The sequence below is a fragment of the Paenibacillus dauci genome (assembly GCF_000971985.1).
GTDB classification, from domain to species: Bacteria; Bacillota; Bacilli; order Paenibacillales; family Paenibacillaceae; genus Saccharibacillus; species Saccharibacillus dauci.
The window spans coordinates 487826-513506 of sequence record NZ_KQ040798.1 but is presented as its reverse complement, the minus strand read 5'-3'; the positions used below and the strand labels follow the sequence as shown (position 1 = coordinate 513506).

The 25681-nt window shown below is 44.9% G+C and carries 25 protein-coding genes and 6 tRNA genes; 25 read left to right on the top strand and 6 right to left on the bottom strand.

Annotated features, from left to right (window positions below; genetic code table 11):
- Positions 1 to 42: 42 nt before the first annotated feature.
- The 4 genes from alr to WH46_RS02300 all read left to right on the top strand — a co-directional run bounded on the left by alr (position 43) and on the right by WH46_RS02300 (position 4475).
- Positions 43 to 1227, top strand: a complete 1185-nt coding sequence (alr, locus tag WH46_RS02315; RefSeq protein WP_046225538.1) for an alanine racemase — start codon at positions 43 to 45, stop codon at positions 1225 to 1227.
- A 226-nt stretch (positions 1228 to 1453) separates the two neighbouring features.
- Complete coding sequence (locus WH46_RS02310) at positions 1454 to 1735, top strand: CopG family ribbon-helix-helix protein (protein WP_026136141.1); 282 nt, start codon at positions 1454 to 1456, stop codon at positions 1733 to 1735.
- A gap of 3 nt (positions 1736 to 1738) precedes the next feature.
- Positions 1739 to 2089 carry a type II toxin-antitoxin system PemK/MazF family toxin gene (locus WH46_RS02305; RefSeq protein ID WP_017812889.1) on the top strand — a complete coding sequence of 117 codons (351 nt, stop codon included), beginning with the start codon at positions 1739 to 1741 and terminating at the stop codon, positions 2087 to 2089.
- Positions 2090 to 2249: 160 nt separating this feature from the next.
- Positions 2250 to 4475: a Tex family protein gene (locus WH46_RS02300; protein ID WP_046225537.1), complete on the top strand. Its 2226-nt coding sequence runs from the start codon at positions 2250 to 2252 to the stop codon at positions 4473 to 4475.
- A gap of 235 nt (positions 4476 to 4710) precedes the next feature.
- Here WH46_RS02300 and WH46_RS02295 read toward each other — a convergent pair whose 3' ends face one another.
- Positions 4711 to 5076 (bottom strand): hypothetical protein, encoded by a 366-nt coding sequence (locus WH46_RS02295; RefSeq protein ID WP_017812891.1) that lies wholly within the window; start codon positions 5074 to 5076, stop codon positions 4711 to 4713.
- A gap of 216 nt (positions 5077 to 5292) precedes the next feature.
- Here WH46_RS02295 and WH46_RS02290 point away from each other — a divergent pair, with 216 nt between their 5' ends.
- The 3 genes from WH46_RS02290 to WH46_RS02280 all read left to right on the top strand — a co-directional run bounded on the left by WH46_RS02290 (position 5293) and on the right by WH46_RS02280 (position 5976).
- Positions 5293 to 5778, top strand: a complete 486-nt coding sequence (locus WH46_RS02290) for a SprT family protein (protein ID WP_017812892.1) — start codon at positions 5293 to 5295, stop codon at positions 5776 to 5778.
- Positions 5779 to 5802: 24 nt separating this feature from the next.
- A tRNA-Asn gene (locus WH46_RS02285) sits at positions 5803 to 5878 on the top strand.
- A gap of 6 nt (positions 5879 to 5884) precedes the next feature.
- Positions 5885 to 5976, top strand: a tRNA-Ser gene (locus tag WH46_RS02280).
- 278 nt (positions 5977 to 6254) lie between these two features.
- On the opposite strand, the gene WH46_RS02275 is transcribed toward WH46_RS02280, so the two are convergent.
- Positions 6255 to 7127: a Cof-type HAD-IIB family hydrolase gene (locus tag WH46_RS02275; RefSeq protein ID WP_052714083.1), complete on the bottom strand. Its 873-nt coding sequence runs from the start codon at positions 7125 to 7127 to the stop codon at positions 6255 to 6257.
- A complete protein-coding gene (locus tag WH46_RS02270) occupies positions 7124 to 7909 on the bottom strand; it encodes a DeoR/GlpR family DNA-binding transcription regulator (protein ID WP_046225536.1) in 786 nt (261 codons plus the stop codon). The genes WH46_RS02275 and WH46_RS02270 overlap by 4 nt, the downstream gene beginning before the upstream one ends.
- A 241-nt stretch (positions 7910 to 8150) precedes the next feature.
- Between WH46_RS02270 and WH46_RS02265 the strand changes: the two genes are divergently transcribed.
- From WH46_RS02265 to WH46_RS02255, 3 genes are all read left to right on the top strand, one after another.
- Positions 8151 to 8222 (top strand) — tRNA-Glu (locus WH46_RS02265).
- 16 nt (positions 8223 to 8238) lie between these two features.
- Positions 8239 to 8314: transfer RNA gene (locus WH46_RS02260), tRNA-Lys, on the top strand.
- Positions 8315 to 8330: 16 nt separating this feature from the next.
- Positions 8331 to 8413 (top strand) — tRNA-Leu (locus WH46_RS02255).
- A 285-nt stretch (positions 8414 to 8698) separates the two neighbouring features.
- On the opposite strand, the gene WH46_RS02250 is transcribed toward WH46_RS02255, so the two are convergent.
- Positions 8699 to 8902: a helix-turn-helix domain-containing protein gene (locus tag WH46_RS02250; protein ID WP_017815780.1), complete on the bottom strand. Its 204-nt coding sequence runs from the start codon at positions 8900 to 8902 to the stop codon at positions 8699 to 8701.
- A gap of 206 nt (positions 8903 to 9108) precedes the next feature.
- Between WH46_RS02250 and WH46_RS02245 the strand changes: the two genes are divergently transcribed.
- The gene (locus tag WH46_RS02245) at positions 9109 to 9477 is read left to right on the top strand and encodes a helix-turn-helix domain-containing protein (RefSeq protein ID WP_046225535.1); all 369 of its coding nucleotides are present in this window, start codon (positions 9109 to 9111) and stop codon (positions 9475 to 9477) included.
- Between the two features lie 218 nt (positions 9478 to 9695).
- Positions 9696 to 9778: transfer RNA gene (locus tag WH46_RS02240), tRNA-Leu, on the top strand.
- Between the two features lie 229 nt (positions 9779 to 10007).
- On the opposite strand, the gene WH46_RS02235 is transcribed toward WH46_RS02240, so the two are convergent.
- The gene (locus WH46_RS02235) at positions 10008 to 10487 is read right to left on the bottom strand and encodes a glutathione peroxidase (RefSeq protein WP_017811509.1); all 480 of its coding nucleotides are present in this window, start codon (positions 10485 to 10487) and stop codon (positions 10008 to 10010) included.
- A gap of 169 nt (positions 10488 to 10656) precedes the next feature.
- On the opposite strand from WH46_RS02235, the gene WH46_RS02230 reads away from it, so the two are divergent.
- The 3 genes from WH46_RS02230 to WH46_RS02220 all read left to right on the top strand — a co-directional run bounded on the left by WH46_RS02230 (position 10657) and on the right by WH46_RS02220 (position 12465).
- Positions 10657 to 11076: an organic hydroperoxide resistance protein gene (locus tag WH46_RS02230; protein ID WP_156172213.1), complete on the top strand. Its 420-nt coding sequence runs from the start codon at positions 10657 to 10659 to the stop codon at positions 11074 to 11076.
- Positions 11077 to 11574: 498 nt separating this feature from the next.
- Positions 11575 to 11853 carry a hypothetical protein gene (locus WH46_RS02225; protein WP_046225736.1) on the top strand — a complete coding sequence of 93 codons (279 nt, stop codon included), beginning with the start codon at positions 11575 to 11577 and terminating at the stop codon, positions 11851 to 11853.
- Between the two features lie 132 nt (positions 11854 to 11985).
- Positions 11986 to 12465 (top strand): thiol-disulfide oxidoreductase DCC family protein, encoded by a 480-nt coding sequence (locus tag WH46_RS02220; protein WP_017811506.1) that lies wholly within the window; start codon positions 11986 to 11988, stop codon positions 12463 to 12465.
- 180 nt (positions 12466 to 12645) lie between these two features.
- Here the strand turns inward: WH46_RS02220 and WH46_RS02215 are convergent, their stop codons facing one another.
- Positions 12646 to 13890, bottom strand: a complete 1245-nt coding sequence (locus tag WH46_RS02215; RefSeq protein ID WP_046225533.1) for an outer membrane protein assembly factor BamB family protein — start codon at positions 13888 to 13890, stop codon at positions 12646 to 12648.
- Between the two features lie 319 nt (positions 13891 to 14209).
- Here WH46_RS02215 and WH46_RS02210 point away from each other — a divergent pair, with 319 nt between their 5' ends.
- The 10 genes from WH46_RS02210 to WH46_RS02165 are packed head-to-tail and all read left to right on the top strand — an operon-like array spanning position 14210 to position 25296.
- Positions 14210 to 15352, top strand: coding sequence for a CpaE/TadZ family protein (locus tag WH46_RS02210; protein WP_046225532.1), 1143 nt, complete (start codon positions 14210 to 14212; stop codon positions 15350 to 15352).
- Positions 15349 to 16614 (top strand): TadA family conjugal transfer-associated ATPase, encoded by a 1266-nt coding sequence (locus WH46_RS02205; protein ID WP_046225531.1) that lies wholly within the window; start codon positions 15349 to 15351, stop codon positions 16612 to 16614. The genes WH46_RS02210 and WH46_RS02205 overlap by 4 nt, the downstream gene beginning before the upstream one ends.
- A gap of 18 nt (positions 16615 to 16632) precedes the next feature.
- Positions 16633 to 17499, top strand: a complete 867-nt coding sequence (locus WH46_RS02200) for a type II secretion system F family protein (RefSeq protein WP_231584265.1) — start codon at positions 16633 to 16635, stop codon at positions 17497 to 17499.
- A gap of 36 nt (positions 17500 to 17535) precedes the next feature.
- The gene (locus WH46_RS02195; protein WP_017811501.1) at positions 17536 to 18426 is read left to right on the top strand and encodes a type II secretion system F family protein; all 891 of its coding nucleotides are present in this window, start codon (positions 17536 to 17538) and stop codon (positions 18424 to 18426) included.
- An 11-nt stretch (positions 18427 to 18437) separates the two neighbouring features.
- Positions 18438 to 18635, top strand: a complete 198-nt coding sequence (locus WH46_RS02190) for a Flp1 family type IVb pilin (RefSeq protein ID WP_017811500.1) — start codon at positions 18438 to 18440, stop codon at positions 18633 to 18635.
- Positions 18616 to 19305: a TadE/TadG family type IV pilus assembly protein gene (locus WH46_RS02185; protein ID WP_046225530.1), complete on the top strand. Its 690-nt coding sequence runs from the start codon at positions 18616 to 18618 to the stop codon at positions 19303 to 19305. The genes WH46_RS02190 and WH46_RS02185 overlap by 20 nt, the downstream gene beginning before the upstream one ends.
- Positions 19306 to 19340: 35 nt before the next feature.
- Positions 19341 to 21650 carry a TadE/TadG family type IV pilus assembly protein gene (locus WH46_RS02180; RefSeq protein WP_052714082.1) on the top strand — a complete coding sequence of 770 codons (2310 nt, stop codon included), beginning with the start codon at positions 19341 to 19343 and terminating at the stop codon, positions 21648 to 21650.
- Positions 21619 to 22755: a TadE/TadG family type IV pilus assembly protein gene (locus tag WH46_RS02175; protein ID WP_052714081.1), complete on the top strand. Its 1137-nt coding sequence runs from the start codon at positions 21619 to 21621 to the stop codon at positions 22753 to 22755. The genes WH46_RS02180 and WH46_RS02175 overlap by 32 nt, the downstream gene beginning before the upstream one ends.
- Positions 22756 to 22798: 43 nt before the next feature.
- Positions 22799 to 23308 (top strand): A24 family peptidase, encoded by a 510-nt coding sequence (locus tag WH46_RS02170; RefSeq protein WP_046225529.1) that lies wholly within the window; start codon positions 22799 to 22801, stop codon positions 23306 to 23308.
- 35 nt (positions 23309 to 23343) lie between these two features.
- The gene (locus tag WH46_RS02165) at positions 23344 to 25296 is read left to right on the top strand and encodes a DUF6382 domain-containing protein (protein WP_046225528.1); all 1953 of its coding nucleotides are present in this window, start codon (positions 23344 to 23346) and stop codon (positions 25294 to 25296) included.
- Positions 25297 to 25681: the final 385 nt, after the last annotated feature.

The window sequence follows — 25681 nt, the reverse complement described above, 5'->3', positions numbered from 1 at the left end:
GTATTGCCTATATGGGCAAAAACGGATAGAAGGTGACTGTAATTGCAACAGCAATATCGACCAACAAGAGCTGAAATTAACCTAGATGCGCTGCATGCCAATTATGAGGCTTTCCGTCACAATTTGCCGGATGCTACAAAGCTGCTATTATGTGTAAAAGCGAACGCTTATGGACATGGAGCAGTCGAAGTATCTCGGGAACTGGAGAGACTTGGCGCGGATTACCTGAGTGTTGCGTTTTTGGATGAAGCGATTGAGCTGCGTCAGCATGGTGTGCATCTGCCCATTCTTGTACTGGGTTATACCGGTCCGGAAGCGGTAGAAGCGGCTTATGAATACGACGTTACTTTAAATGTATTTACGGAAGAAGTGCTTGAGGCCATTGCCCAATTGCCAATAGATCCTTCCGGACGCAAACTCAAAGCTCATATCAAAATTGATAGTGGAATGGGAAGACTCGGACTTTTTCCGGAAAATGCTCCTGAATTTATCGTAAAAGCATTTCAGGTGCCCATTCTGGAAATAGAAGGTATGTTCACCCATTTTGCCAAGGCGGATGAGCACGACAAAAGTTATACACTGATGCAATATGAGAGGTTCCAACAGGTGGACCGGGAACTGCGGAGACTGGGTTATACTATCCCTATTATACATACGGGGAACAGTGCCGCTGCTATTGATACTCCCGAGTTGTCGCCACAGATGATTCGGGTTGGTATTGCACTGTATGGGCTGTATCCTTCGACTGAAGTGAACAAGCAGGTGATAGACCTGACACCGGTTATGACCGTCAAAACCGCTATATCCTATTTGAAGACACTGCCTGCCGGATCGGGAGTTAGCTATGGTACCCATTATTTTACGGGTGATCATGAAAGAGTAGCTACTCTTCCGGTAGGTTATGCAGATGGATATTCGCGTATGTTAAGCGGAAAAGCACAGGTGCTGATTCGCGGTCATCGTGTCCCCGTGATTGGAACAATCTGTATGGATCAGTGCATGGTATCACTCAAATCTTTTGCGGAGAACGCAGAAGAAATCCAAATCGGCGAAGAGGTTGTCCTAATCGGTCGCCAGCAGGAACAAATAATTACTGCTGACGATCTTGCTTCAGCGCTGGGAACCATCAATTATGAAATCATTTGCATGCTTGCATCCAGAGTACCACGTGTCTATTACCAAAATGGTAATATCCTGAGCCGCTGGAATCCTTTGCTTAATACGTAAAAAATTACTATTCAAGCAGAAGGAAACCGGAATTTTGAGGCGAATCTTACATATTGTGATGAAAAGTCTGTACGCGCGCCCATATTGTGGTTTATAATGATGGCAGCAAAGTTGCCTCACGCAATGTGCGTGTGGCGCAGACCAGAAACTTGGATTCGCGTATGTAATAATGCCGTAAAATCAGCTAAGGGGTATGGCTGGAAAAGGTTTTGGGGGTGCTGGACAGTTGGACAACATGCAAAATGTGCAAGGGATTATGGTCCATTTACCGGATCAGCTTTTGCAGGAGATGGATGGGATCGCAGCTTTGGAGAATTCCGACCGTAACGAGTTAATCAGAAAAGCCATGAAAGGGTATCTTACCGAGCGCAAAAAGCGGCATGTCCGCGAGGCAATGCAACGTGGATACATGGAAATGGCCAAGATTAATCTCAGAATCGCTTGTGAAGCTTTTTATGCGGAGGAAGAGGCGGATATCACTCTGGACCGCTTAGTTAGCGGGGTGTAGACATTGATCGTAAAGCGCGGCGATGTATTTTTTGCAGATTTATCGCCCGTCGTCGGTTCCGAACAGGGTGGCGTAAGGCCGGTTTTGGTAATCCAGAACGACATTGGTAATCGCTTCAGTCCGACGGTCATTGTGGCGGCAATTACGGCACAGATCCAGAAGGCCAAATTGCCGACGCACGTGGAAATTGACGCTAAGTCCCACGGGTTTGACAGGGATTCCGTCATTTTATTAGAGCAGATTCGTACCATTGACAAGCAGCGTTTAACTGACAAAATCACACATCTGGATGAAGAGACCATGCGTCGTGTGCATGACTCGCTCCAGATTAGCCTGGGCCTGGTAGATTTCTAGGCTTGTGGTGAGCAAGGGGACCCGGTGAATGCACCGGGTTTTTTGCATGTTTAGGCCCTTTTACTTCGTGATACCAGGTGGAAATCAGGCTTATTGTCTGAGATAATATATGTACGATGACAGGATTCTTCCTGCGGGAAGAGCGGAAAGAGGGATAAGATTGGCTGAACAAAAATCGATTACCGAAGAACAGGCGAAAGCCAGTGAGCAGCAGATCCGCGAACGGATCGTTAAGCAAATTGCCGGAGAACTGCAAATTTCACTCAAACAAATTCGCACAACCATTGATCTATTGGCAGAAGGAAATACAATTCCTTTTATTGCCCGTTACCGTAAGGAAATGACTGGCGAGCTGGATGAGAACCAGCTGCGTGATATTGAAGAACGTCACCAGTATCTTCGCAATCTGCAGGATCGCAAGGATGAAGTATTACGTATTATCAGCGAGCAGGACAAGCTGACCAGCGAACTGGCAGCATCCATTCAGAATGCAGCCAAGCTGCAGGAAGTAGAAGATTTGTACCGTCCATATCGCCAAAAGCGCAAAACACGCGCGAGTGTAGCCAAGGAAAAAGGTCTGGAGCCGCTGGCAGAGTGGATTATGAGCCAGCCCAAGCAGCCCGAAGCGCTGGTAGAGGCAGCTCGCTATATTGATGCAGAGAAAGGCGTGGAAGACGCTTCTCAGGCGCTGCAGGGAGCTATGGACATCCTGGCCGAGAATATCTCGGACGATGCTTCGCTTCGTACATGGATCAGACGCTACACCCTGGATCATGGTATGCTCATGACCGAAGCCAAAAAGGCGGACGAAGAATCCGTATACGAAATGTACTACAGCTACCGCGAACTCGCCAAAAAGATGCCTCCGCATCGTATTCTGGCGATTAACCGTGGCGAGCGGGAAAATATCCTCAAAGTGCAGCTGGAAGTGGCACCGGAGCCGGTATACCGTTATATGGATAAGCAATTGATCAAGGGAACTTCTGCAGTACAAGATATTCTCGGCACTGTAATTGAAGATGCCTACAAGCGTCTGATTGCTCCTTCTATTGAGCGTGAAGTGCGGGCAGAACTGACGGAAAAAGGTGATAACCAGGCGATTTCTATTTTTGCCGGTAATCTGCGCAATCTGCTACTGCAGGCTCCAATCAAGGAAACACGTGTACTCGGTGTCGATCCGGCTTATCGTACAGGATGCAAGCTGGCTGCGGTAGATGAGACAGGCAAGCTGCTGGAAGTAGCGGTTACCTATCCGACACCGCCTGTTAACAAAAAACGTGAAGCAGCCGAGACTATTCGCCGTATGATCGCTGAGCATCATATTGAACTGATTGTAATCGGTAATGGTACAGCTTCCCGGGAGACCGAGCAGTTTATTGCCGAATTAATTCAGGAGATCGAAGACCGCAAACTGGCTTATCTGATTGTCAGCGAAGCTGGAGCAAGTGTATATTCTGCTTCCAAGCTCGCCCAGGAAGAGTTCCCGGATCTGGATGTAGCACAGCGCAGCGCTGCTTCTATTGCACGCCGTGTACAGGATCCATTGGCGGAACTGGTCAAAATTGATCCAAAAGCGATCGGTGTAGGTCAGTACCAGCATGATGTATCCCAGAAGCATCTGGAAACCAGCCTCAAAGGTGTCGTCGAATCGGCGGTTAACCATGTAGGTGTAGATGTGAATACGGCATCGCCATCGCTGCTGTCCTATGTTGCTGGTGTTAATGCGACCATTGCCAAGAATATTGTAAAATACCGCGAAGAAAACGGTCGCTTCATGAGCCGTAAGCAGCTGCAAAAAGTACCTCGTCTTGGTGCCAAAACATTGCAGCAGTGCGTAGGCTTCCTGCGAATCAAAGGTGGAGAGAACCCACTTGATTACACTGGTATTCACCCGGAGTCTTACGATGCAACGAACAAACTGCTCAAATCATTGAATATCAAGCCTGAGCAGCTGGGCAGTCCCGAAGCAGTAGCTGCACTGGCCAATGTGAATATGGAGGAGGCAGCTGCGTCTCTGGAAATCGGTGTGCCGACCCTGCGCGATATTATGGATAGTCTACAGCGCCCAGGCCGCGATCCGCGTGATGAACTGCCACTGCCAATTTTCCGTACCGATGTACTCAAGATCGAAGACCTGACACCTGGTATGGAGCTGCAGGGTACCGTTCGTAACGTTATCGACTTTGGTGCTTTTGTAGATATCGGTATCAAAAATGACGGGCTCGTGCATATTTCCCAACTGAGTGAGCAGTTTGTCAAACATCCGATGGATGTCGTATCGGTTGGTGACAATGTTACCGTCTGGGTAATGAATGTAGATGTCAAAAAAGGCAGAGTGGGTCTGACCATGCGTCCATCATCTGCTAATCAGGCAAGTGCTCAGTAAGTATCAAGCAAGCGAATGATGATCTATTTTGTAGAGTTAAGGATGAATCACAGATGTGCAGCAATTGCAGCAATTGTATGATCCCTACCTGCTCTGCAGATCCAATACGGATTCAACAGATATTCATAATAAAAAGGCAGTATGCGATAATACGCATACTGCCTTTTTTGATAGAACCATAGATCATATTCCATTTAGAACCTATAGGACGAGTTCATCAGACGTAAAGGTCTGATTACAGCTGCGCTTCCTCGTATTCTTCATACCACTGCTCCAATTGTGCCTGCAGGGCGCGAATCTCAGTCAGCAGGGAGATTAACGGGTACTGGTCTTCCTGGAGGACCGCAAAAGATTGTTCTAACTCATTAATATACGTCAAGCCATTCAGCAAGGAGGCTTCCGGACGAAGCAATTCCAGATGATCACATTCTGCTACAGCACGGGGCAGGGACGGGACATGATCGGCCGTGAGCTTACTGATTTCCTTATGCAGTCGTAAATTAAGTGCGCTGAGCTGGTAAGCATACTCGGCAGGCATTTCTACATACTGCAGTTGATCCTGATGCTGCAAAATAACGTAGCGCATATCGGTTGTTGTCATTCAATATTCTCCCTTAGAATAAAGTATCCGCAGACTGGACGTAGACCATTCCGGTATGCGGTATGTAAAATTGTAAAAATCAGAACAAGTACTTGAAGTGTATCGCATAACAAAGTTAAAATTCAAGAGAAGACTGCAGCAATATCAACCTGCTGCTATCCAGAAGCATACGAGCAATCAGCAACAACCACAACACAAAGGAGTATACCGGGATTCATGACGAACGACGAACTACAGGTCTGGGTGGAACAGTTGTCACTGCAGCATTTTGAACGTCCTTTTTTGCATCAGGCAGTCTTTAATGCCAGATTGCGTACAACCGGAGGGCGCTACTTTTTGAAAAGTCATCATATCGAGATCAATCCGCATCAGCTCCAGGCCTTTGGCAGGGACGAAGTAGAGAAAATCATCAAGCATGAGCTGTGTCATTACCATCTGCACATACAGGGACTCGGATACCAGCATCGTGATCCGGAGTTTAAGTACTGGTTGCGCCGAGTAGGCGGAGGACGTTACTGTCAGATTCCTCCTGAAATGATGGGGATCAAACGAAAAGAATTATATCGTTATCGGCTGGTCTGCCGGGAATGTACTACTCAATATTTACGTAAAAGACGGATGAATCCCGATCGCTACCGATGTGGCAAATGCGGGGGGAAATTGAAGTTGGAAGTGCTTGACTTACCTCGGGAATCATGGTAAATTAATTTTTGTATTCAATATTGTTCCCTGATAGCTCAGTTGGTAGAGCACTCGACTGTTAATCGAGTTGTCACAGGTTCGAGTCCTGTTCGGGGAGCCATTTCTTGGAGAGATACCCAAGTGGCTATAAGGGGACCCTCTGCTAAGGGGTTAGACTGCGTCAGCGGTGCGAGGGTTCGAATCCCTCTCTCTCCGCCATATGATTTTTAGTGTGGTATACATATTAGCTATTAAAAGAGTCAGCATATGCTGGCTCTTTTTTTATATTAGCCAGTTAGAGATATAGATCGACCCTGTGAAAAGTTGAAAAATACAATAATGTATAACCAAAAAATATACTCAGTCATAGAATCTTGCTTCTTATACTTTTGGATATACGGTTAGATTTTTAAGATTTAATGAAAACAAAAAAAGACTCTTTCTGCAGCAGAAGGAGTCTTTTTTTATCAATATAAAATGTTAAAAGAATGAACAGTTTACAAAGGCACATTCATTCCCAGTGCCCGGTAAATGGCATGAGCAACACCATCTTCTTCATTGGTACGGGTAACTTCATCGGCAATCGCTTGTACTTCGGGTTCGGCATTCCCCATTGCGACACCTTTGCCAGCCATGGTGATCATGGAAACATCATTAAAATTATCGCCAATCGCCATTGTCTGTTCCATAGGAATACCATAATGTGCAGATAGATGTTTGAGAGCATTTCCTTTGGAAGCTTCTTTGTGCTCCAACTCGAAATTATGACTGCCGGAGACGACCATGGTCATATCATCACGCTCTGCAAAATGGAGCCGACCCGCTTCCAGCTTGTCTGGATCAAGGGAGAGAGCCAGTATATTATAGAAATCTGCTGTATCCAGAATATCATGATAGGTAGATACACGAACCATTTGTACTTTGGCACCATGAGATTGCATCGCTTCCAGCATTTTGATCAGGGTCGGATCGGGATTGGTACTGAGCAGCCGATCCACTTCTACTGCGAGACGCTGATGACCATTGCTAATCGTATAGATTCCTTTGCTGGTGTGCGCCTGATAGTAATACTCACCGTTCTCTAGCCATTCCAGTACTTCCATGGCCTGCTGACGTTCCAGAGGAAGGGAATAGAGGTGTACAGCCTCCTCATCATGTATGACAGAGCCGTTGGAAGAGATTACTGGAGTAACCAGCCCGGTAGGGTGAAGAATCTCACGTACATTGTGATGAGCGCGTCCGGTGGCGATACTGACAATGATTCCTTCCTGTTGGGCAGCGCGGATTGCCGCAGCATTTACTTCATTTATATAACTATGTCCGCTTAATAATGTTCCATCCAGATCAATTGCAATCAATTTGATACTCATATACTCAGCTCCTTGGGTTGGGGGTGACCGGCAATCCACAGTTCAACTTCATGCTGTTTTAGCAGTTCTGTCATTTCGGTATTAGGTGCCTGGTCTGTAATAATCAGATCAATTTCCGACAAATCAGCAAATTTATAAAATAATTCCCGTCCGAACTTGGAGTGATCGGCCAGAATAACCACCATTTCAGCCTGTTGCATCATCTTATACTTGATTCGGCCTTCTTCTACCGTCAGAGAAGTTAATCCTTTGGCGGAAATACTGCCAACTCCGATAAATGCTCGCTCTGCAAAGTAGTGGGAAAGGGTCTCAATGGCTCCAGATCCATATACATAACGATGCTGTGTTTGTAGCTGTCCACCAAGCAGATGGATAATCATGTCTTCTTTATCCGACAGGATGTCTGCCTGATTAATAGAATTGGTAATTACTGTGCAGCGTGTAGCTTCAACAAACTCGGCGCAGGCTTGTACAGTAGTAGAAGAATCCAGAATAATTCGCTCGCCATCCCGAATCAGTGTAGCTGCGAGCTGACCAATCTGTTTTTTTTCGGAAGAGACTGTATTTAAACGGTCATTATAGCTGGGGATGGTCAATTTGGCAGTAGATAGCAACGCACCGCCGCGTGTTCGAATAATGGAATTTTGCTCTTCCAGGCGAACGAGATCTCTTCGTGCTGTATCACGTGACACATTAAAAAGACTACAGATTTTTTCGATATTGATGCGCTGATGAGTGTCAAGATATTTAAGGATATGAAGCATACGTTCTTCTTGATACATGTGTAGAGTCTCCTTACTCGGAAGTGGATAAATGAAGAGGAGGCTATTGAGTAAAATAGCATATATAAGCCAAAATCTGCCTGTAGATAAGTTTATATAAGTAATTATAAGTATTAATAATCTTTATTACAAGTAAAATACTTATTTGATTCGTAGAGTATTCATTCAAAATTTATTTTCAAAAAATGCTTGCAATCTAACTTTAAAATTGGTATACTCATTTTTGTTGTTAAGAAATTAAGGCCCGTTGGTCAAGGGGTTAAGACACCTCCCTTTCACGGAGGTAACAGGGGTTCGAATCCCCTACGGGTCATCCTCTTTTATAGTAAGAGCCATTAGCTCAGTTGGTAGAGCACCTGACTTTTAATCAGGGTGTCGAAGGTTCGAGTCCTTCATGGCTCACCATTTATATTTTGTCTGTGCGGTCGTGGTGGAATGGCAGACACGCTATCTTGAGGGGGTAGTGGGTGTATACCCGTGGAGGTTCGAGTCCTCTCGACCGCATATGTAATATAATAAAGAGTCCCTGTTATGTTAAGATAACAGGGACTCTTTATTTGTGATAAATTGTAGTTAAATGAAGTCTGGATGAATATGGTTATTGAATTCAGAAGCAAACCATACTATATTATAATTCATAATTATATTTATCCTTCTTGTGCTGAGCTGTTGCTAATAGTCTCACTGAATGACAGAACATGGTAATAGGCAATACATAGAGGAATATGTGGTGCTGCCAACTGTTATAACGCTTCAAACAGTATAGCTTGTATGTATGTTGCATGCCGATCAGTGATAATATTCGGTAATGTCTAGCAGCTCGGCGACTTGTTTGCGATAGCGTGCAGCTTTGCGTGTACCATTAATCAAATTGGATAAACGTGACGGTGGTATCCCATAACACTCACAAAACGTCTTTTGATCCATCTGCAATTCCGCCAGCCGCTGCTTAATTGCCCAGCCAAAAGAGGTAACGGGCTGCTTGCGGTTCAACAATATCACCCCTTGCTTAAAAAAGTAACCTACCTTACCGTCCTACCGGTACGTAGAGGCTTCTGCCTTAAAGCCTATGGTATAATGATTCAGGAAAAGAAGTAAAAAAATGTCGTTAAAGTTAGTATATACTTAAATGCGTTTTTAATCAACAATTAAATACTTATATAAGTGTTGTTAGATGACAAGGTCGGGAGTGGAACTATATGCAGTCTCAATCTATTTATGAACGTATCGAATTACTGATCAAAAACAAAGGAATTACCAAAAAGTCATTTTGCGAACAACTCAAAATCAGTACAGGTAACTTTGGCGACTGGAAAAGGGGTAAATCTACGCCGGGTACCCATAAGTTGATCGAAATCGCTGCTTACTTTGATGTGAGTCTGGATTGGCTTCTGATTGGTAAGGAACGCCAGGCCGAAATGATCAAAGAACAAAGCAGTCCTTATTTTTTTGAGCTTATGGGGCAATTGAATTGCCAGGAAGATGTATTGAACGAAAATGAGAAAGAATTTATCAAAGAATACATCGAATTTACAGCATATCGCAAATCAAAACAGCAGGAAGAATAAATGACAATACTTAATTCACTCAAAATGAACCGTATATTTTGATAAATAGAATACGTGCTTATTTAGAATCAAAGAGTCCGCAGTCATGCAGGGCTCTTTTCAAAGCTATGATTCGATGTAAGTTCTCTATCATGATGATCCTTAAGGAAATTTAAGGGTTTACAACTACTCATAATAATGATACACTGATACAGTTGTTATGTTTTCTGCAATATTGTGCGGTCGTGGTGGAATGGCAGACACGCTATCTTGAGGGGGTAGTGGGTGTATACCCGTGGAGGTTCGAGTCCTCTCGACCGCATTAAGCAAGATTAAGCTCAGGAAATCTTAACAAGTGAACGATGAAGTTACGGTAACTTCACCTCAATCGTTCCTCTATGATTTATTAGATAATCAGAAAAACGCTGTTGGCTTATCGCTGACAGCGTTTTTTTGTGTATATTAATATAGCCATGATTTTTCAATATAACCAGGATTCTTCCGGAATAAGATAAATAAGTGTAGTAGATCGAAATAAGGTGATCAACTAATCAGTGAAGCTGTTTCTGGATATCTGCTTCTATTTTATCAGGTGTTGTTTTGGGCGCGTAACGTTTGATCGGATTGCCGTCAGCATCAATCAGGAATTTGGTAAAGTTCCATTTGATCGCTTTGGAACCAAGTATGCCTGGTGCCTGTTCGCTCAAGTATTGGAAAAGAGGATGCGCTGAAGCTCCATTTACATCGATCTTCTGGAACATTGGGAAGGTCACGCCATAGTTGAGCTGACAGAATTCCGAGATTTCCTCGTCACTGCCAGGGTCCTGATTAGCAAATTGATTGCTGGGGAAGCCGAGAATCTCAAAATTTTGATCTTTGAATTTATTATATAGCTCTTGCAGACCAGTGAACTGTGGCGTTAGTCCGCATTTACTGGCGGTATTCACAATCAACAGCGTTTTGCCTTTGTATTGCTCCAAAGGAACTTCTTCGCCGCGCATAGAGACAGCAGTGTAAGAATAAATACTCATTCGTATAACGCTCCTTTCAGGATGGGGTAACAATTTAATTTTAAAAAATTAATTGAGTATAGTCAATTTTTGCTATAAAAACAATTTGTCGAAATTAAGTTTCATTTTCGGGATAGTGCTTTACAAATATAGTGTTGGTTCAAAACAAAATTAGACAAGGAGCTGAATAATAATGGCACTTTATACAGCAACTGCAAAAGTTCATGGTGGACGTCAAGGTAAGGTCGAATCAAGTACAGGTGCACTGGATGTTAGTCTGGTCATGCCCAAAGAGCTTGGTGGTGGCGGTGGAAACGGGACGAATCCGGAAGAAATGTTTGCAGCAGGTTATGGAGCCTGTTACCAGAGCGCCCTTGCTAATGTAGCACGCAAAGCGAAAGTAAACGTAACAGATACTGTAGTTACCAGTAATGTTATGATTGATAAAGATCCTTCAGATGATGGATTCAAGTTATCTGTCCGTCTGGATGTAAGCATTCCAGGCCTTTCCAAAGAAGAAGCACTGGATATTGCCAAACAGGCGCATAAATTCTGTCCGTATTCCAAAGCAACACGCGGCAATATTGATGTAGAACTGAATATTGTCTAAATCGTAAAAAATCTTGTACAGGGAACAAGCGATGTCATGTTGTAAGATTAACGGCTTTTGCTGGATAATCTTTGTAGATGATGCAATAAATAACCGCTTTATCCGTGGGACAAGCATATTATAGGAATGAGAAAAGGCAGATCCATTTATAGGGTCTGCCTTTTTGCTGCACGGAAAACTTATCTATCCGGTTGCTGCAAAAAGGACAAATTGAATAAATACCGATTAAAAATAGAGAAGAAGGGTAAAATGTACATAAGCAGGCGTTAGAAGATGCTTCTTTACTTTACAGGATAATATGGCAGCATTCTGCAATCTGATGCCGCAGACACCTTGAAATGACATATTTAGAACCTTATCCTGGCGAAATAAAGGCTGTTTGACTCCATTTTAGCCAACCCGCAGGCGATTGGAGTTGACACACACCTCAAAATTCTTTAAGATGTCATAGGTGATTTGTAATTCGCTACGAAATTTAAAGGATAACGGGTGATGATAATGGCATATAGACCAACGATTACGACATTAAGAAAAGCCGGTATTAACGAAAAAGAAGGCTTGTACGAATTTACAGCAACACTGGCCGATGGAACAGAATGTCGTATGTTCTACAATCGTTTTCCAGAATGGAAAATGACCAATATTAACCGCTTGTTAACCAAGCCATGTCCGATATGCCGTAAAGATTTTATCTGCAACTGCTTTAATGCATTTGCTGGTGAAATTGATCAGCAGATCAAAGATCGTCAGCTGATTGACGAAGCTTTGGCCAACTAAGAACAACGTACACTTTTATAATGCAGAGCGCGGGGAGTAACTTCTCGTGCTTTTTTGCTATCTTTAGGGCAATATGGGGTAAAGATAAGAATAGAGATAACTGAACGATCAACGAAAAGGAGAGTGAATAATATGGTAACCGCACATGCTCCGGTATCCCGTCCGGGAGAACCGACCGAATTAACCGATGCTCAGATCGAAGAATTATTGCAGGGAGAACATCCGATAGTACTGGTAGATGGTGTTTGTCATTTCTGTCAGGGCGCTACCAAGTTCATTATCAAGCGTGATCCGAAAGGAATCTTTCACTTTGCTTCCATTCAATCGGAAGTAGGTCAGAAGCTGATGCAAAAAGGTGGCCTGCGTACGGATACAATGGATACATTCGTACTGATTGAAAAAGGGCAATTCTATACCCGTTCTACAGCTGCACTGCGTATTGCCCGTCGTCTGCGTTATGCTTGGCCGCTGCTGTATGCTTTTATCGTCGTACCAAAGATGCTGCGTAATAGCGTATATAATCTGATTGCGCGTAATCGGTACCGCTGGTTTGGCAAGTCCGATCAATGTATGCTGCCAACACCGGAGATCCGGGAGCGGTTTATTGAGTAAACTTGGACGGAACTGCTATGGTATATAGTTTGGGCTTCAAACGGAAATAAGCATTTTAACTAAATAATAAATGACAGACAAAAATAAAAACCTGCAGAGTCAGTATATGACTTCGCAGGTTTTTACTTTTATTAATAGGAATAGAGGAAAAAAGCTTATACAAATCGTGATACCTTTATATTATTTTAAAGGGTATTTGGTTAGTGTATCTTCGTTGACCGAATAAATAGTATGAGCGATGTAATCTATAGGAGAGCCCAGCTTGGTGGTATCAAATACATGTATCACTGCCAGATTGGATGGATACAGGATATAAGTACGATCATCCATATTAATCATCAGATTGCCGTCGCTGGTTGGCTTGACCCAGGTGTAGTCAGCTGCATCGCCTTCCAGGTTCATGGAAGCTGCTGATTTACCGGAAGCTACAGTAAACAGTTTTACATTACCATTCTCATAAGTAACATAACCTGTGCCTGTAGACTGGGTAATAGAGCCACCTGAGATTTGACGTCCCCACAATAGCTTGCCCTTCGGATCAAAAGCAAACAATTTGTTGCCAACTTGATCGATATTGGTGCGAATCAGTACAGTACCATTTTTTAGTACAAACATTGAATCGCTACCATCGCCATATACGTTAACATTGGACGGGAATTGATAATGATACAGGCGCTTCAATGCCAGTCCATAGACATCGATGCGTGGATTTGGAACCGCCTGCCAGCCGTTCTGGTTTTTGGTCAATTTGCTGGCTGCTACGATAATGCGGTTGCCATCTGCTTTGAGTACAGACCCTTGGATCGCCTGTTGATTAAGCAGTTTACCGTTATTGTCATAGCGGCTGAGTGTGGAGCGGATAATTCCCTGATTATTGACTTTCCCTTTTGAAGCTACCAGCAGGGAGCCATCTTTGAGAAGGGAAATGGAACTGGCATCCGGAAGATCCTTGACCCAGTTGGCTTTGCCGGATGGATGAATGGAATGCAGCTTATGAGTGCCATCCGAATAGTCGGCATACACATAGACCGTTCCATAGCTCGTATACGCCATTTGTGTAGCAAGCGTATAAGGACCGTCGGATTCATGCAGTACATAGCTCCACTGCGATTTGCCGGTTACAGTGCTATAAGCCTGTAGGGTATCCAGATACCAGCTATTCTCTGTCTTGCCTGTAGTATTGGGAATATCCTGCTGGGTATGTACGTAAGCGAGCTTCTTGGCAGGTACAGCATGTACCTCTGTCGCACGTACAGCGAGCGCGTTATCCATCTTGTCTGTGAACAGCGAAGGCGATGTCCATGAAGGATTACTCAGCGGCTGTACTTTCTCGGCAGCTGATGCAGGCGCAGACAAAGACAGGCTAACCATTCCTGCCAGCAGGAGTGTCGCCCATCTGGAGTGTTTTTTTCGATTCAAATCCATGATCATTCCACCTTTTCTTTGATATATTATGCTCTTTGAATCTTTAACCGATTTTGCAGCAACAGCAACAAATGTGACGCTAATGTAATATATGAGTTGAATATGCAGCGAAAATATAGGCTTATAGATACAGGAATGAAATGGAGTAATTCTTTATACATGGTATATTTTTATTTATATAGTATTGCAGACCTATAAAATATATGATATTCTATCGTTAAATCTAGTTCTTGCAACGGAAGCACCGTTTAAGTAACGCACCCCATGTGCGTTATTTAAACGGTGCTTTTTTTGTTGCCTAGGAAAAGGGGGAAAGACAATGGCTCCGGTACAGATCGTACTATGTGTGGAGGACAGCCAGTACATTGAGCTGTTGCTAAGGTATGTCCGGGAAAGTGAATATGCGGCAAAAGTGCGAATCAGAGCTTTTTCCGATGTGGATATGTTCATGACCTACATGGATAGCGAAGAGCATCGCGGATTGGTAGCGGCAGAAGAGACTTTTCTAAAACGCTGGCTGCACAGTGACAATATTAAGACCGCACGTTGGGCAAGGCTGAGTGAAGAAGCCGATTATCATTCGGAAGGCATCACACTTGCGAAATATCAGCCACTGCATACCTTGCTGGAGCAGCTATGCATTATGACAGGACGGTCAGCGCCGGGTGTGACACTGAAGGAAGGGCAATATACCGTAATCACTTCAGTCTACTCGGCAGCACCGGGCAGTGGTAAGTCTGTCACTGCGATGAATATGGCCAAACAGCTGGGATTAAAAGGACAATCGGTATTTTACCTGAATCTGGAGGCGGCCAATAGTACAAGATTGTTGCGACTGGAACGCAAACAGATGGAGGAAAATGGGTTATCCCGTCTTCTCTATGACCTGCAAGCGGCAGCAGAGCAGAAAGAGTTGCCAGTACATCCACCTTCTCATTACGCAGTATACGCAGAAGAGATCAAAGCCGATACATTTGAACCACCCGAGAATTTTAACGAGATGCTACAAATGACAGAGCAGGAGACGTTGTCCCTGATTGCCTATATTGCAGGCAGCAGAGAATATGATCATATCATTATCGATGGAGAGTCCGGCTGGCAGGAGCGTATAAAAGCTGCGCTGCAGGCAAGTGACCGAATTGTCTGGCTGCTTACGGATGATCTGCTGTGTATGCACAAAACGGGCATGTGGACGTCCTACTGGCAGGCTCATGAACCGGATTGGTATGAACAGATCGGCTCCCGAATTTCTTTTGTGATGAATCGCTTTAGCGGGAGTTTGCTCAATCCACTGCCGATAACGGGCATAGAGCTGGAAGGTACGCTTCCGTATGTTCCTTCATGGAAGCAGGTGGCCAGCAGCGAGCTGCTCTGGTGCTCGCCGATTTTTCAACGTGATATTTTGAAATTATGCCGGATGTCTCATGATCAGGCTTATGCTGCAGACGGGGTGGGAATGTGAACGAAGATTTATTTATCATTTTACGAGATGAAGTCCGGTCTGCTCTGGATGTAACCTTTACCATCGATGACAATGAATTGCTGCGCCGTATTGAACAGAAAGTATTGGATAACAACCGCTATCCGAACCTGACGGCCGGTGAACGTCGCAAATTGGTCCGGCAAGTATTTGACTCTTTTCGTGGTCTGGATATTCTGCAGCCGCTGGTTGACGACAAAAGCGTAACGGAGATTATGATCAACAGTCATAAGGATATTTTTATCGAGCGTAACGGTCAGGTTATTCAGAGTGAAAAGGTATTTGAATCCCGTGAGCGGTTGGAGGATATTATCCAGACGATTGTGTCCGGCGTTAACCGGGTCGTGAATGAATCATCGCCGATCGTGGATGCACGTCTCAAGGATGGTTCACGTGTCAATGTGGTGCTTCCACCTGTAGCACTCAAGGGACCGACGATGACGATTCGTAAATTCCCCGAAAACCCGATGACCATGGATGATCTGGTACAAATGGGAGCTCTTGCACCTGTGGCTTCCCATCTGCTGCAGACGTTGGTACGAAGCAAATTTAATATTTTTATCAGCGGAGGAACGGGTTCGGGTAAAACGACTTTTTTGAATGCTTTGTCCCAATACATACCGCCAGAAGAGCGTGTGATTACGATTGAAGATTCGGCGGAGCTTCAGATCCGTACGGTTCCTAATCTGGTCTCTATGGAAACAAGGAATGCGAATACCGAAGGCAAAGGGGAGATTAGCATCCGCGACCTGATCCGTTCTTCACTGCGGATGCGGCCCAATCGGGTTATTGTCGGTGAAGTCAGGGGAGCGGAAGCACTGGACATGCTGCAGGCTATGAATACTGGTCATGATGGTAGCTTGTCCACGGGGCACGCGAACAGTGCACGGGATATGCTCAGCCGTCTGGAGACGATGGTGCTTAGCGGAGCGGAATTACCGATTCAGGTTGTCCGCCAGCAGATTAGCTCGGCAATTGATATTTTCGTTCACCTCTCCCGGCTACGGGATCGCTCGCGCCGGATTACAGAAATATCCGAAGTACGCGGCATGATCGATGGGGAAGTAGTACTTAATCCGCTGTTCGTATTTGAAGAACAAGGGGAAAAGGAAGGCAAAATCATAGGCAATCTGGCGCCTACCGGTAATCTGCTGATCCATACGGACAAGCTGCGGGCTGCCGGTATTGAGGAATGGCGCAGACTGGCTGCGATCAGTAATCCGGAATATAGCGCCAGAGCCTGATAGGAGGCGAACAACAAGATGCTTCATTTTAAAAGTCGATCAAGAGGCGGACAGAATGATGCCGATAATTTGACTGCAAAATCAGGTGCTAGCAAGCAGATATCAGCAGCAGACTTGCAGCAGGATACACAAGGAAGTATACTGACCGATTACACCGTATATGAGCTGACCATCGTGCAGCGGTTCGGTTGTATGCTGGTCTGCGGAATTATTTTTCTGCTGATAGGTTATCTGTTTTATCATAACTGGCTGATAGGATTGGTGCTGGCATCGGCAGCATGGTTCACGCCCAGACTGCTGCGCAGACATCTACTGGAAAGACGGCGCAGTGCACTTAGTTCTCATTTCAAGCAGGCACTGTATTCACTGTCTTCATCACTGGCTGCCGGACGTTCGGTTGAAAATGGGTTTCGGGAAGCGGCGCAGGATTTGCGCATGTTATATCCGGACGGCGATAACGATATGATTCGTGAGCTGCATATCATTACAACTCGTATGGATTACGGTCAGCCGATTGAAGAGGCGCTTCAGGATTTCAGCAATCGTGCAGCCAATGAAGACATTACCAACTTTGCGGATGTATTTATTACATGTAAACGCACAGGCGGTGATCTGGTCGAAGTTGTACGTAAAACGTCCTCTGTCATCGGGGAAAAGCTCGATATTCAGCAGGATATTACGGTGATGATATCACAGAAAAAATTCGAGTCTAATGCGCTTATAGGTACACCTTTTATCTTTTTAATCTTCCTGAATTTTGCGGCTGGTGATTTTATGAAGCCGATGTACGGTAATCCGCTGGGTATTGTCGTATCTACCTTATGCCTCGCAGCGCTGGGATTTTGCTTTTGGATTATTCGCAAATTCATGAATATCAAGGTGTAACGAGCGGCTAAGCGACTATTAGCTGAGAGGAGGTGAATGAAACTGATCTGGGTATGGCTGGAAGGGCTGTTGGCGGCTCTGCTAGCGGTTGGGTGGGTGGTGCTGCATCAGGGTGCAGAAGAACGTCACAAGCAGCTGGCTGAACTGCCGTTTGAAGTAATTAAGCTGCGCCCGTTGCTGCCGGCAATGTTGGTATTTATTGAGAAAGTCAGATTTGTAGCGCGTTTCTCAGGTGTATTTTATCGGATTCAAAGCTCTGTTCAAAAAGGATTTGGGGTCCATATGAGCGGAGAGCGGTCACTGCTGTATATTGCGGAAATGGCCGGGTATATCTGGTTGCTGCTGACACTGGGCTTTGTGCTGGCAGCTGTCAATGGAGGAAGTGCGACATGGCTCGCACTGGGAGCGATGCTGGCGGTGGTGCTTCCTGTTGCCTTATTTCGGGATCTGCAGAAAAAAGTACAGGAGCGGGAGCAGGATATTCTGCTGGAGCTTCCTGAACTGCTGAACAAGATTATTTTGCTCGTTGGAGCAGGAGAGACCGTCCAGCGGGCGATTGTCCGCTGCGTTCAGCGCAAACAGGAAAACGCGGCTAATCATCCATTGTACAAAGAGCTCTTTCAAATGCTGAATGAGCTGGAAAATGGTTATTCGTTTCAGCAGTCATTGGAGACATTCAGCAAACGCTGTGGTGTTCAGGAAGTATCTGTTTTTACGACGACTGTACTGCTGAACTTCCGTCGCGGTGGCGGAGAGTTTGGGCTCGCGTTGCGGGATCTGTCCCGTACGCTCTGGGATAAGCGTAAAGCGGTCAGCCGCATGCGCGGAGAACAGGCTTCGTCCAAAATGGTATTTCCCATGGTAATGATTTTTGTGATTGTAATGATACTCGTTGGCACACCGGCATTTATGATGATGAATATGTAGGAGGAAATAAAATGACAAACATACTTAAGCAATCCTGGAATGGAATCCAAAGTTTCTGGAAGGAAGAAGACGGAGTAGGTACCCTAGAAATGGTATTGATTATCGCAGTTATTCTGATTATCGCTCTTGCTTTTAAAACTAAAATCACTGAAGTAGTCAAAGGCATGCTGGAATATATGGGACAAAAAAGTGAAGAGTTCAAGAAGTAAGCTGCATATTCAACGTCTCTGGAAAAACACAAAAGGAAGCTTCACGATTGAAGCTTCCCTTGTGTTTCCCATTATTCTGTTTACTACGCTACTGATCCTGTTTTTCTGCATGTATCAATACCAGAATACTATGCTTAAGCAAGCAGCATCCAAAACGTCCGAACGGGCGTCCTACTCTTGGGATAACAGCCATAAGGAGCCGGTAACTGGCGCTTTTGCACAGGGAGAGAATGATGGATTGTACTGGCGTCTTACCCAGGATGATATGCTGAGTAAATTATTTGGTTGGGCAGGAGCTGCAAGTTCAGCTGAGGTTTCCATTCCAGGAGGCAGCGGCGGATCACTGCCTACGGATAAATTATCTGCCGCTGCCTCCTGGGTTCCAGGTGAAATGAGTGGAAATATAACATATAACAACCAATTGATGATACGAAGAATAAAAACAACACTTTCCAGACCTGTATCTTTTGGAGCACTGGAGCGGGAGCTTGGTCATCCTCTGCAGGCGGAGGTGAGCGCAGGAGCAGTAGTAGTCGAGCCTGTTGAATTTATCCGCAATGTAGAATTGCTTCGTTACTATGGTGCCAAAATATCGGGCAAGTATGGAGGAGCCTTCAATCTGGATCAGGCAGGAAGCATATTGAAGATGTTTGGTGGGCAGAACCCTTAGCGATCTGCCGGAATGAATCAGGAGTGTGAATCCAATTGAGAACACGATTAACAAAGCAGCGTATTCGTAGCTGGCTTGGAACGATAAGACGCAAAGCAAGTGATACGCGCGGTGCAGTTACTATTTTTATGATCGTGGTACTGGCCGGCGTATTCATGTTCACTGCCGTATTTATAGATTATTCCCGAATTGCGGCAATGGAAGTACAGTCCGAGCATTTAACTCATGCAGTAGTCCGTTCGGTAATGTCTGCTTATGAACCCGAATTTCAGAAAGATTATGGGTTGTTTGCTTTTGGTGAATCGGACGCTACACAGCTGCTGGATACAGCGTTGACAGAGAATTTTAACTATACCGATCAAAAGGATAGTTTTCATCTGATTCCGCTTCAGGCAGATCAGACCTCTATTCAGCTCAGTCGCCCGCTTGGCAAGTACGATACATTTAATCAACAGATTCAGGAGGAGATGAAGTACAAGGCTCCTATCGATTTTACGATTGAGATTGTAGAGAAAATGCGTACCATGTCAGGCATTATGAAAGAGACAACCCAGACGGTATCGGTACTTAACAAAGTCCGTAAACCGTATGAAGCCAGGGAAAAGGCGATTGATAAACTGATTGCTTTGCAAAAGAAGACAGCTGATGAAGTGAAAGAACTGGCTAAAATGATTATGTATCCTGCAGGAAGCTCGATTGCAGACAAAAGTGTGGGCTCTATCTCGTCCATCGCCCAGATCGCGGCGCAGTTCAAAAATTATACCGATCTGATCTCTGAAGACAAAAAAAGGAAAAAGAAAGATAAACCACGGATTAATACAGCCAAGATCGCTGCATACAAAAGCCGTTCTTCTTCCCTGCTACAGAAAATACCTTCCAAATTAGAAAAGCTGCTGGAAACTCATACACATACATATGACGAAGGTATAAAGCTGATGTCTGACATAAGGGGATATAACCAGCAAATCGCTGATATTATCCAGCAAGAGAAGAATCGTTCGGCCAATGCTTCTTATGACAAAGTCAGTGGTGCCAAAATTCCAGGCAGTACAGCCAAAGGTGATGCTGGTGCAGAGAAACAGCTGGCCGAGCTGCGCAAAAATCTGGATCAGCTGGTTCTTTCACAGGATCTGCTAAACCGGATGGAAAGCTCTGTAAAATCTCAGCAGGATGATTACACCACGATATCCCAGTCTGTAAAAAGTCTGATGACTGAAGCGAATCGGCAGATCACACTTACATCAGGCAATGCGTCTTCTCTCAAAAGCAGTACGATCCGTACAGCACGCCTGCTGCAGACCTATCTGGATAACTATTCAGGCAGTACACCCGATGGAACGATCGGCAAAATTGAAAAAGAACTGGCTGCTGCACGCGCAGGTACAGACAGCATTTCCAAAGATGAAGCCAAAGCTGAAAAGGATATGAAAAAAGCAGAACTGATGCTGGGCGGAATTGCCGGTATGGGAGCTGCAGCTGATGTAGTAGCCCAGGATTTCAGTGAAGTAAATGGCTACTACGAGGATAGTCTGAATTTCAACAGCAGCGTTGGCGGTGAGCAATCGAAGGTCAAGCTGGATAAAGACCCATACGACGAAAGTCAAAAATCAATGGATGCGATGGATATTATTTTCGGCGGAGTATCCGAATCACTCATGAACGGACGCAATGAATTTTTCCAGAATGAATATGCCATTCATTATTTTGAGCCATTTGATATTACCTTTTTCCGCAATATGGCGGAGAGTTTCCAAAATGGAGACGGTAATCAGGCGGCAGATGCTCTTGCAGAAGTTGATGTCTCTAAACTGGTCCAGGAGTTTGCTGTAGAACATCAGCAGGTTGAATATATTATTTATGGATTTGACGATGTGACAGCCAATCTTACAGCAGCCTACAGTGAAATTTTTGGAGTACGTCTGGCAATCCGTACCGCAGAAGGACTGGTGAAAAGCGCCAAACTTGGACATCCGCTCGCTGTATTGGCAGCAGGAGTGGCTTACGGAGTAGAGATGGCGATCAAGGATATGATCGATTTGTTTACCAAAGGACATACCGATTTATCCGCTTATATGAAAGTGCCTTTTGAATACCGTGATTATTTGAGATTGTTTTTGCTTCAGACCAATAATGAAAAGAAAATGTCACGTATGCTTGCACTGATCCGGTTTGGAACCAAAATCAATCCGGCCGAGCGAAATACGTATGCATCAGCTCATGTGCGAACAGGAATGAGAATCTGGTTCTTGCCGGGAGTCATGAAGATGCTGAAAACAGGACAGGCGGACAGCTCCGTGGAACAGGGTGTGTATTATGCAGACAAACAGGCAGACTACGGATACTAAACAGAAAGAAATTACGTTGCAGCCGATAGGTATATTGGATCGTCAATCCCGATTTGTAGCACAGCATTCCAGTCAGCCATACCATCGATCGAACGAAATCCAAAGTCACAATCATCATAAACAGAATCAAACATATAGGGATAGGGAGATATTTCGGATTATTCCTTTTCCCTCCAATCTTAAAAGGGAAGAGCGCGGCAGTATCGTACTGGAAGCGGCGATGGTATTACCCATTTTCCTGTTTGTTGCAGTCTTTCTTGTATATCTGGTTCAAATGACGCTGGTATCTACTGCTCTGAACAATGTCACTTCGGATACGGCAAGATACGTGGCAACCCATATGTATCCTGTACAAAAAGCCTCAGAAGCCATGGGAGAAAGTTCTGTCATGCCCAAGCTGAGCCTAAGCGAACTTGCTTCACAATATGAAGGAGCCTTTCCATCGCCAATCAATGAGTGGATGATGGAGGCTGCCAGCGGTGGAGACGCCAAGATTGAACAGCTAAAAAACCAAGCTGCTGCCGCTGTACTCGATGCAGCGATCAAGCCGCTTATTCAGCAAATTGCTTCCGATAATCGAATTGATTACAACCGGATTCATATTACAGAAGTAACCGTACCTGATTTGTCCAGCAAAACAAATCCTTATTTTGGGATTGAGATTGAATATGAGCTTCCTTTCCGGGTACCGCTCATTTTCAAACCTATCGTACTGCAATCACGATCGACAGAGCGTCTGTGGATTGGAGATACCGGAGAGTTTGGAGAAGCTGCTCAGAAGGAGACGGCAGAACAGACCGGAGTAAAAGTAGTCTCGGTTCCACAGCCAGCACATCCTGAATCGATGATTTCCATCAAAGCTACAGCACCTCCGAGTTCCGTGGTCAGCCTGGAGATCCGCTACAAAAGTGGAGAAAGCACAGCAAAAGGATTGGGGCAGGCTGTTGCTGATGCAGAAGGGAATATCGACTGGACCTGGAAAATTCCATCGAGTGCTACAGCCGGCTGGGCAACCTATGTGTTAACGACAGCAGATGGGCAGAAAATCCGGGGAACCTTCCAGATTGCACCCTATGATGGCAGACCGGTTATTGCAGATTCTTGAGATCGAAGGATGAAGACAGGATAGCAAAGGGGATTACAGAAGTATGGAAAGCGTGTTTATTGGTGGCGGTATTTTTGTATTATGGGCATTTTGGACGGATATCCGTGCGCGCAAAATCCCTAATTTTCTCAATATATTATTCATTATCAGCGGTCTGACATATCATCTGGCATCAGAGCGCTGGGAAGGTCTGCTATTTGCAGGCAAAGGCTTTGCGCTTGGATTTGGCATTATGCTGCTGTTGTATGCTTTTCGGGCTGTCGGAGCTGGTGATGTGAAGCTGTTTGGTGGCATTGGTGCGTGGTTTGGAATCAGCATGACAGCCCAGATATTGATGTATTCGGTTATTTTCGCAGGTGTGATTGGTCTGATTATTATGCTATGGCGACGTGAAACGATCGTACGCATGCGCAGGGTACTATGGAAGGTCACAGGAGCTTTGCTATGGAAGCAGCCGCTGCGTGCTACCCGGGAAGAGCAGAAGCAGTATCTTACATTTCCGTTTATGGCAGCTGTACTGCCCAGTGTGATTTTTTGTTATTGGTATATCTGAGTCTGGATGTCTAAAGAGTAGAGGTGAAAGAAACCATGGAAACATTAACACAGGATTTTATTCAGGATGGCAAGACCTATATGACGGTTGATCGTGAACAGGGATTTCAGCAAAGTGATCTGAGCAAAACCCAGACCGGAATGATGTTATCCTCGCGTATTCGCGGAATACTGCAGCTTCATCTGCACGAAGTTAATATGAAGGCTGTACTTCGCTACGATATTAGCGGCAAAAAAATGCTGCGCCACTGTCTGCAAAGTGAACCGATGGGCATTGCCGAATATCTCGGTCTACTGCTGCAGATCGTATCTACACTGGAGGAAAGCAGTCAATATATGCTGTCCCTGCCTAACTATCTGCTGGATGAACAGTACATGTTTGTAGATGGTACGCTTCAGGCGGGCGGTTTGTATCTGACCTATGTGCCATCTCTAGAAATGCTTACGGATGAACCAGTACAATTGATTCTGAGCAGATTGGCTTCACGCTGGATGGCCTATGTATCGGAGCTGACAGGTAATAAGGTTCAGCGTATTCTCAAATACTGCCAGAATGATAACTTTAATTTGCAGGAACTGAAATTGCTGCTGATGGAGCTCCTCGGAGATTACCAGCAGCATCCGGGAACAGAATCATATACTAAAGGCTACAATAGCGACAATGCAGGGTATCCTCAGTCGAGTAATACGTACTCTTCAGGAATACCAACACCGCCCGGGCGTGTAAATACTGCAAGTAGTCATGCAGTTAGAGAAGCTGGGCAGCATGTACAAGCAAATAATCGAATGCAGAACACGGATGCTGTTAATGCCAGCGCAGCACATCCGGTTCTGCAACACCTGAGAAAACAACGAGGCAATCCCGCTCCTGCAGCAGTAAGTCCTGATAATCGGACAGTCAATCCAGCCTTTGCAGCCGCTTTGCCATCATCAGGCAGAAACGGGAATCAGTCAGGGGTATCAGCCGATCCATCTGCATTATTTGCAGCGCCAGGAAATCGAACGCGTTCACAAACAGCTGGATCGCCTGAAAATGTCACTGCCGACGCGGAAGAATCAGCAGCAAAGCCGCTTTCTTCCGCTCAACGTACCTATCTTCTGGCAGGTGGCGCACTTCTGGTTGCCATGGTCTGGCGATTTGGTTATCTGGAGCATGGCAATGATATGATGCTATATGGTTGTACAGCTATTACCCTGGCAGTCGGTATATTAATTTATATGCTAATCAAAGGAAAGCTATCCGGAGCCAACAAACTCAAGCTACCTGTATTTAATAAGTCCAAGCAAGATGACGAAGAATATGGCAGTGAAAGCTGGCGCTGGAATTCTGAACCGGCCGCTGCAGGTGGTCTGGCAATGGCTGTTTCGGGAGGGGCTGGATATGGAGTCGATCCTGTTAACCAGCGAGATCAGAATATCGCTGCTATTTTCGGTAGAGAATCATCCGTACAGACAGGGCAGTATCATGATCATATGTCGATGCCTCCTCACGGAATGAAAAGTGATAACAATAGTAGAAATATTGACCCTATTCAGCAGCATTATTCATCTTCCCAGGCTGCTCATCAGATGCCACCCGGATTCAGCGAGTCCATTCCAGACACTGGATTACTGTCTTCCCATATGGCAACCGTCCTCTTGGATGAATCTTCTGTTATGTCTTCGCATAGTCAATCCAAAGTGTTCCAGGGTTATCTGGAACGCAGAGAGCTGGATGGAATGCATACAGAGCCGATTCGTCTGACGCCAGGCACTTTTGTGATTGGGCGTGCAGAAGAGGGTGTAGATTATTATGAAAAATCTGTAGGTACTTCGCGCAACCATGTAGAAATGGAGATCAGTGATGAGCAGATTCTGATCAAAGATCTGAGCTCGCGCAATGGTACGCTGTTGGGCAGCGAGCCGCTGGTACCTTACAAATCGTACCCCATGCAGGATGGAGATTCATTTACAATAGCAAGAGCTGTATTTACACTTCGGCTAACGTAGCTGCCGAGCAGTACAATAGCGGAATATATTATATTTCGACTCATTACGTATTCAGGATAGTTACAGAATCTAAACAGATAACCTGTACAAATTAAGAAGCATCAATCGGCATAACTCAAGTAGCCTATAAGTACAACATGTATATCCAGAAATAAAATGGTGAAGTAGATAGATGAAATCAAACCAAGTAAATAAAACAGCAAATAAGCAAAATAGAACAAATAATAGATAATAGTTATTCATATGAAGCTTATAGCAAATAAATAAAAGCCGCTAATCCAGTATATAGATACTGAATTGGCGGTTTTTAGGTCATTCGATGAATAAGACAGCTTAGTGTTTCTTAATTGTTATTTATCCGTACATTTGCAAACTCTCAGAACTC

Bases quoted from the DNA above. Each gene is read 5' to 3' on its own strand.
- WH46_RS02295 (WP_017812891.1), bottom strand. From the start codon at position 5,076: ATGACAACAACCGATATGCGCTACGTTATTTTGCAGCATCAGGATCAA.
- WH46_RS02290 (WP_017812892.1), top strand. From the start codon at position 5,293: ATGACGAACGACGAACTACAGGTCTGGGTGGAACAGTTGTCACTGCAG.
- WH46_RS02275 (WP_052714083.1), bottom strand. From the start codon at position 7,127: ATGAGTATCAAATTGATTGCAATTGATCTGGATGGAACATTATTAAGC.
- WH46_RS02270 (WP_046225536.1), bottom strand. From the start codon at position 7,909: ATGTATCAAGAAGAACGTATGCTTCATATCCTTAAATATCTTGACACT.
- WH46_RS02245 (WP_046225535.1), top strand. From the start codon at position 9,109: ATGCAGTCTCAATCTATTTATGAACGTATCGAATTACTGATCAAAAAC.
- WH46_RS02235 (WP_017811509.1), bottom strand. From the start codon at position 10,487: ATGAGTATTTATTCTTACACTGCTGTCTCTATGCGCGGCGAAGAAGTT.
- WH46_RS02225 (WP_046225736.1), top strand. From the start codon at position 11,575: ATGGCATATAGACCAACGATTACGACATTAAGAAAAGCCGGTATTAAC.
- WH46_RS02220 (WP_017811506.1), top strand. From the start codon at position 11,986: ATGGTAACCGCACATGCTCCGGTATCCCGTCCGGGAGAACCGACCGAA.
- WH46_RS02215 (WP_046225533.1), bottom strand. From the start codon at position 13,890: ATGGATTTGAATCGAAAAAAACACTCCAGATGGGCGACACTCCTGCTG.
- WH46_RS02210 (WP_046225532.1), top strand. From the start codon at position 14,210: ATGGCTCCGGTACAGATCGTACTATGTGTGGAGGACAGCCAGTACATT.
- WH46_RS02200 (WP_231584265.1), top strand. From the start codon at position 16,633: ATGCTTCATTTTAAAAGTCGATCAAGAGGCGGACAGAATGATGCCGAT.
- WH46_RS02195 (WP_017811501.1), top strand. From the start codon at position 17,536: ATGAAACTGATCTGGGTATGGCTGGAAGGGCTGTTGGCGGCTCTGCTA.
- WH46_RS02190 (WP_017811500.1), top strand. From the start codon at position 18,438: ATGACAAACATACTTAAGCAATCCTGGAATGGAATCCAAAGTTTCTGG.
- WH46_RS02175 (WP_052714081.1), top strand. From the start codon at position 21,619: ATGCAGACAAACAGGCAGACTACGGATACTAAACAGAAAGAAATTACG.
- WH46_RS02170 (WP_046225529.1), top strand. From the start codon at position 22,799: ATGGAAAGCGTGTTTATTGGTGGCGGTATTTTTGTATTATGGGCATTT.
- WH46_RS02165 (WP_046225528.1), top strand. From the start codon at position 23,344: ATGGAAACATTAACACAGGATTTTATTCAGGATGGCAAGACCTATATG.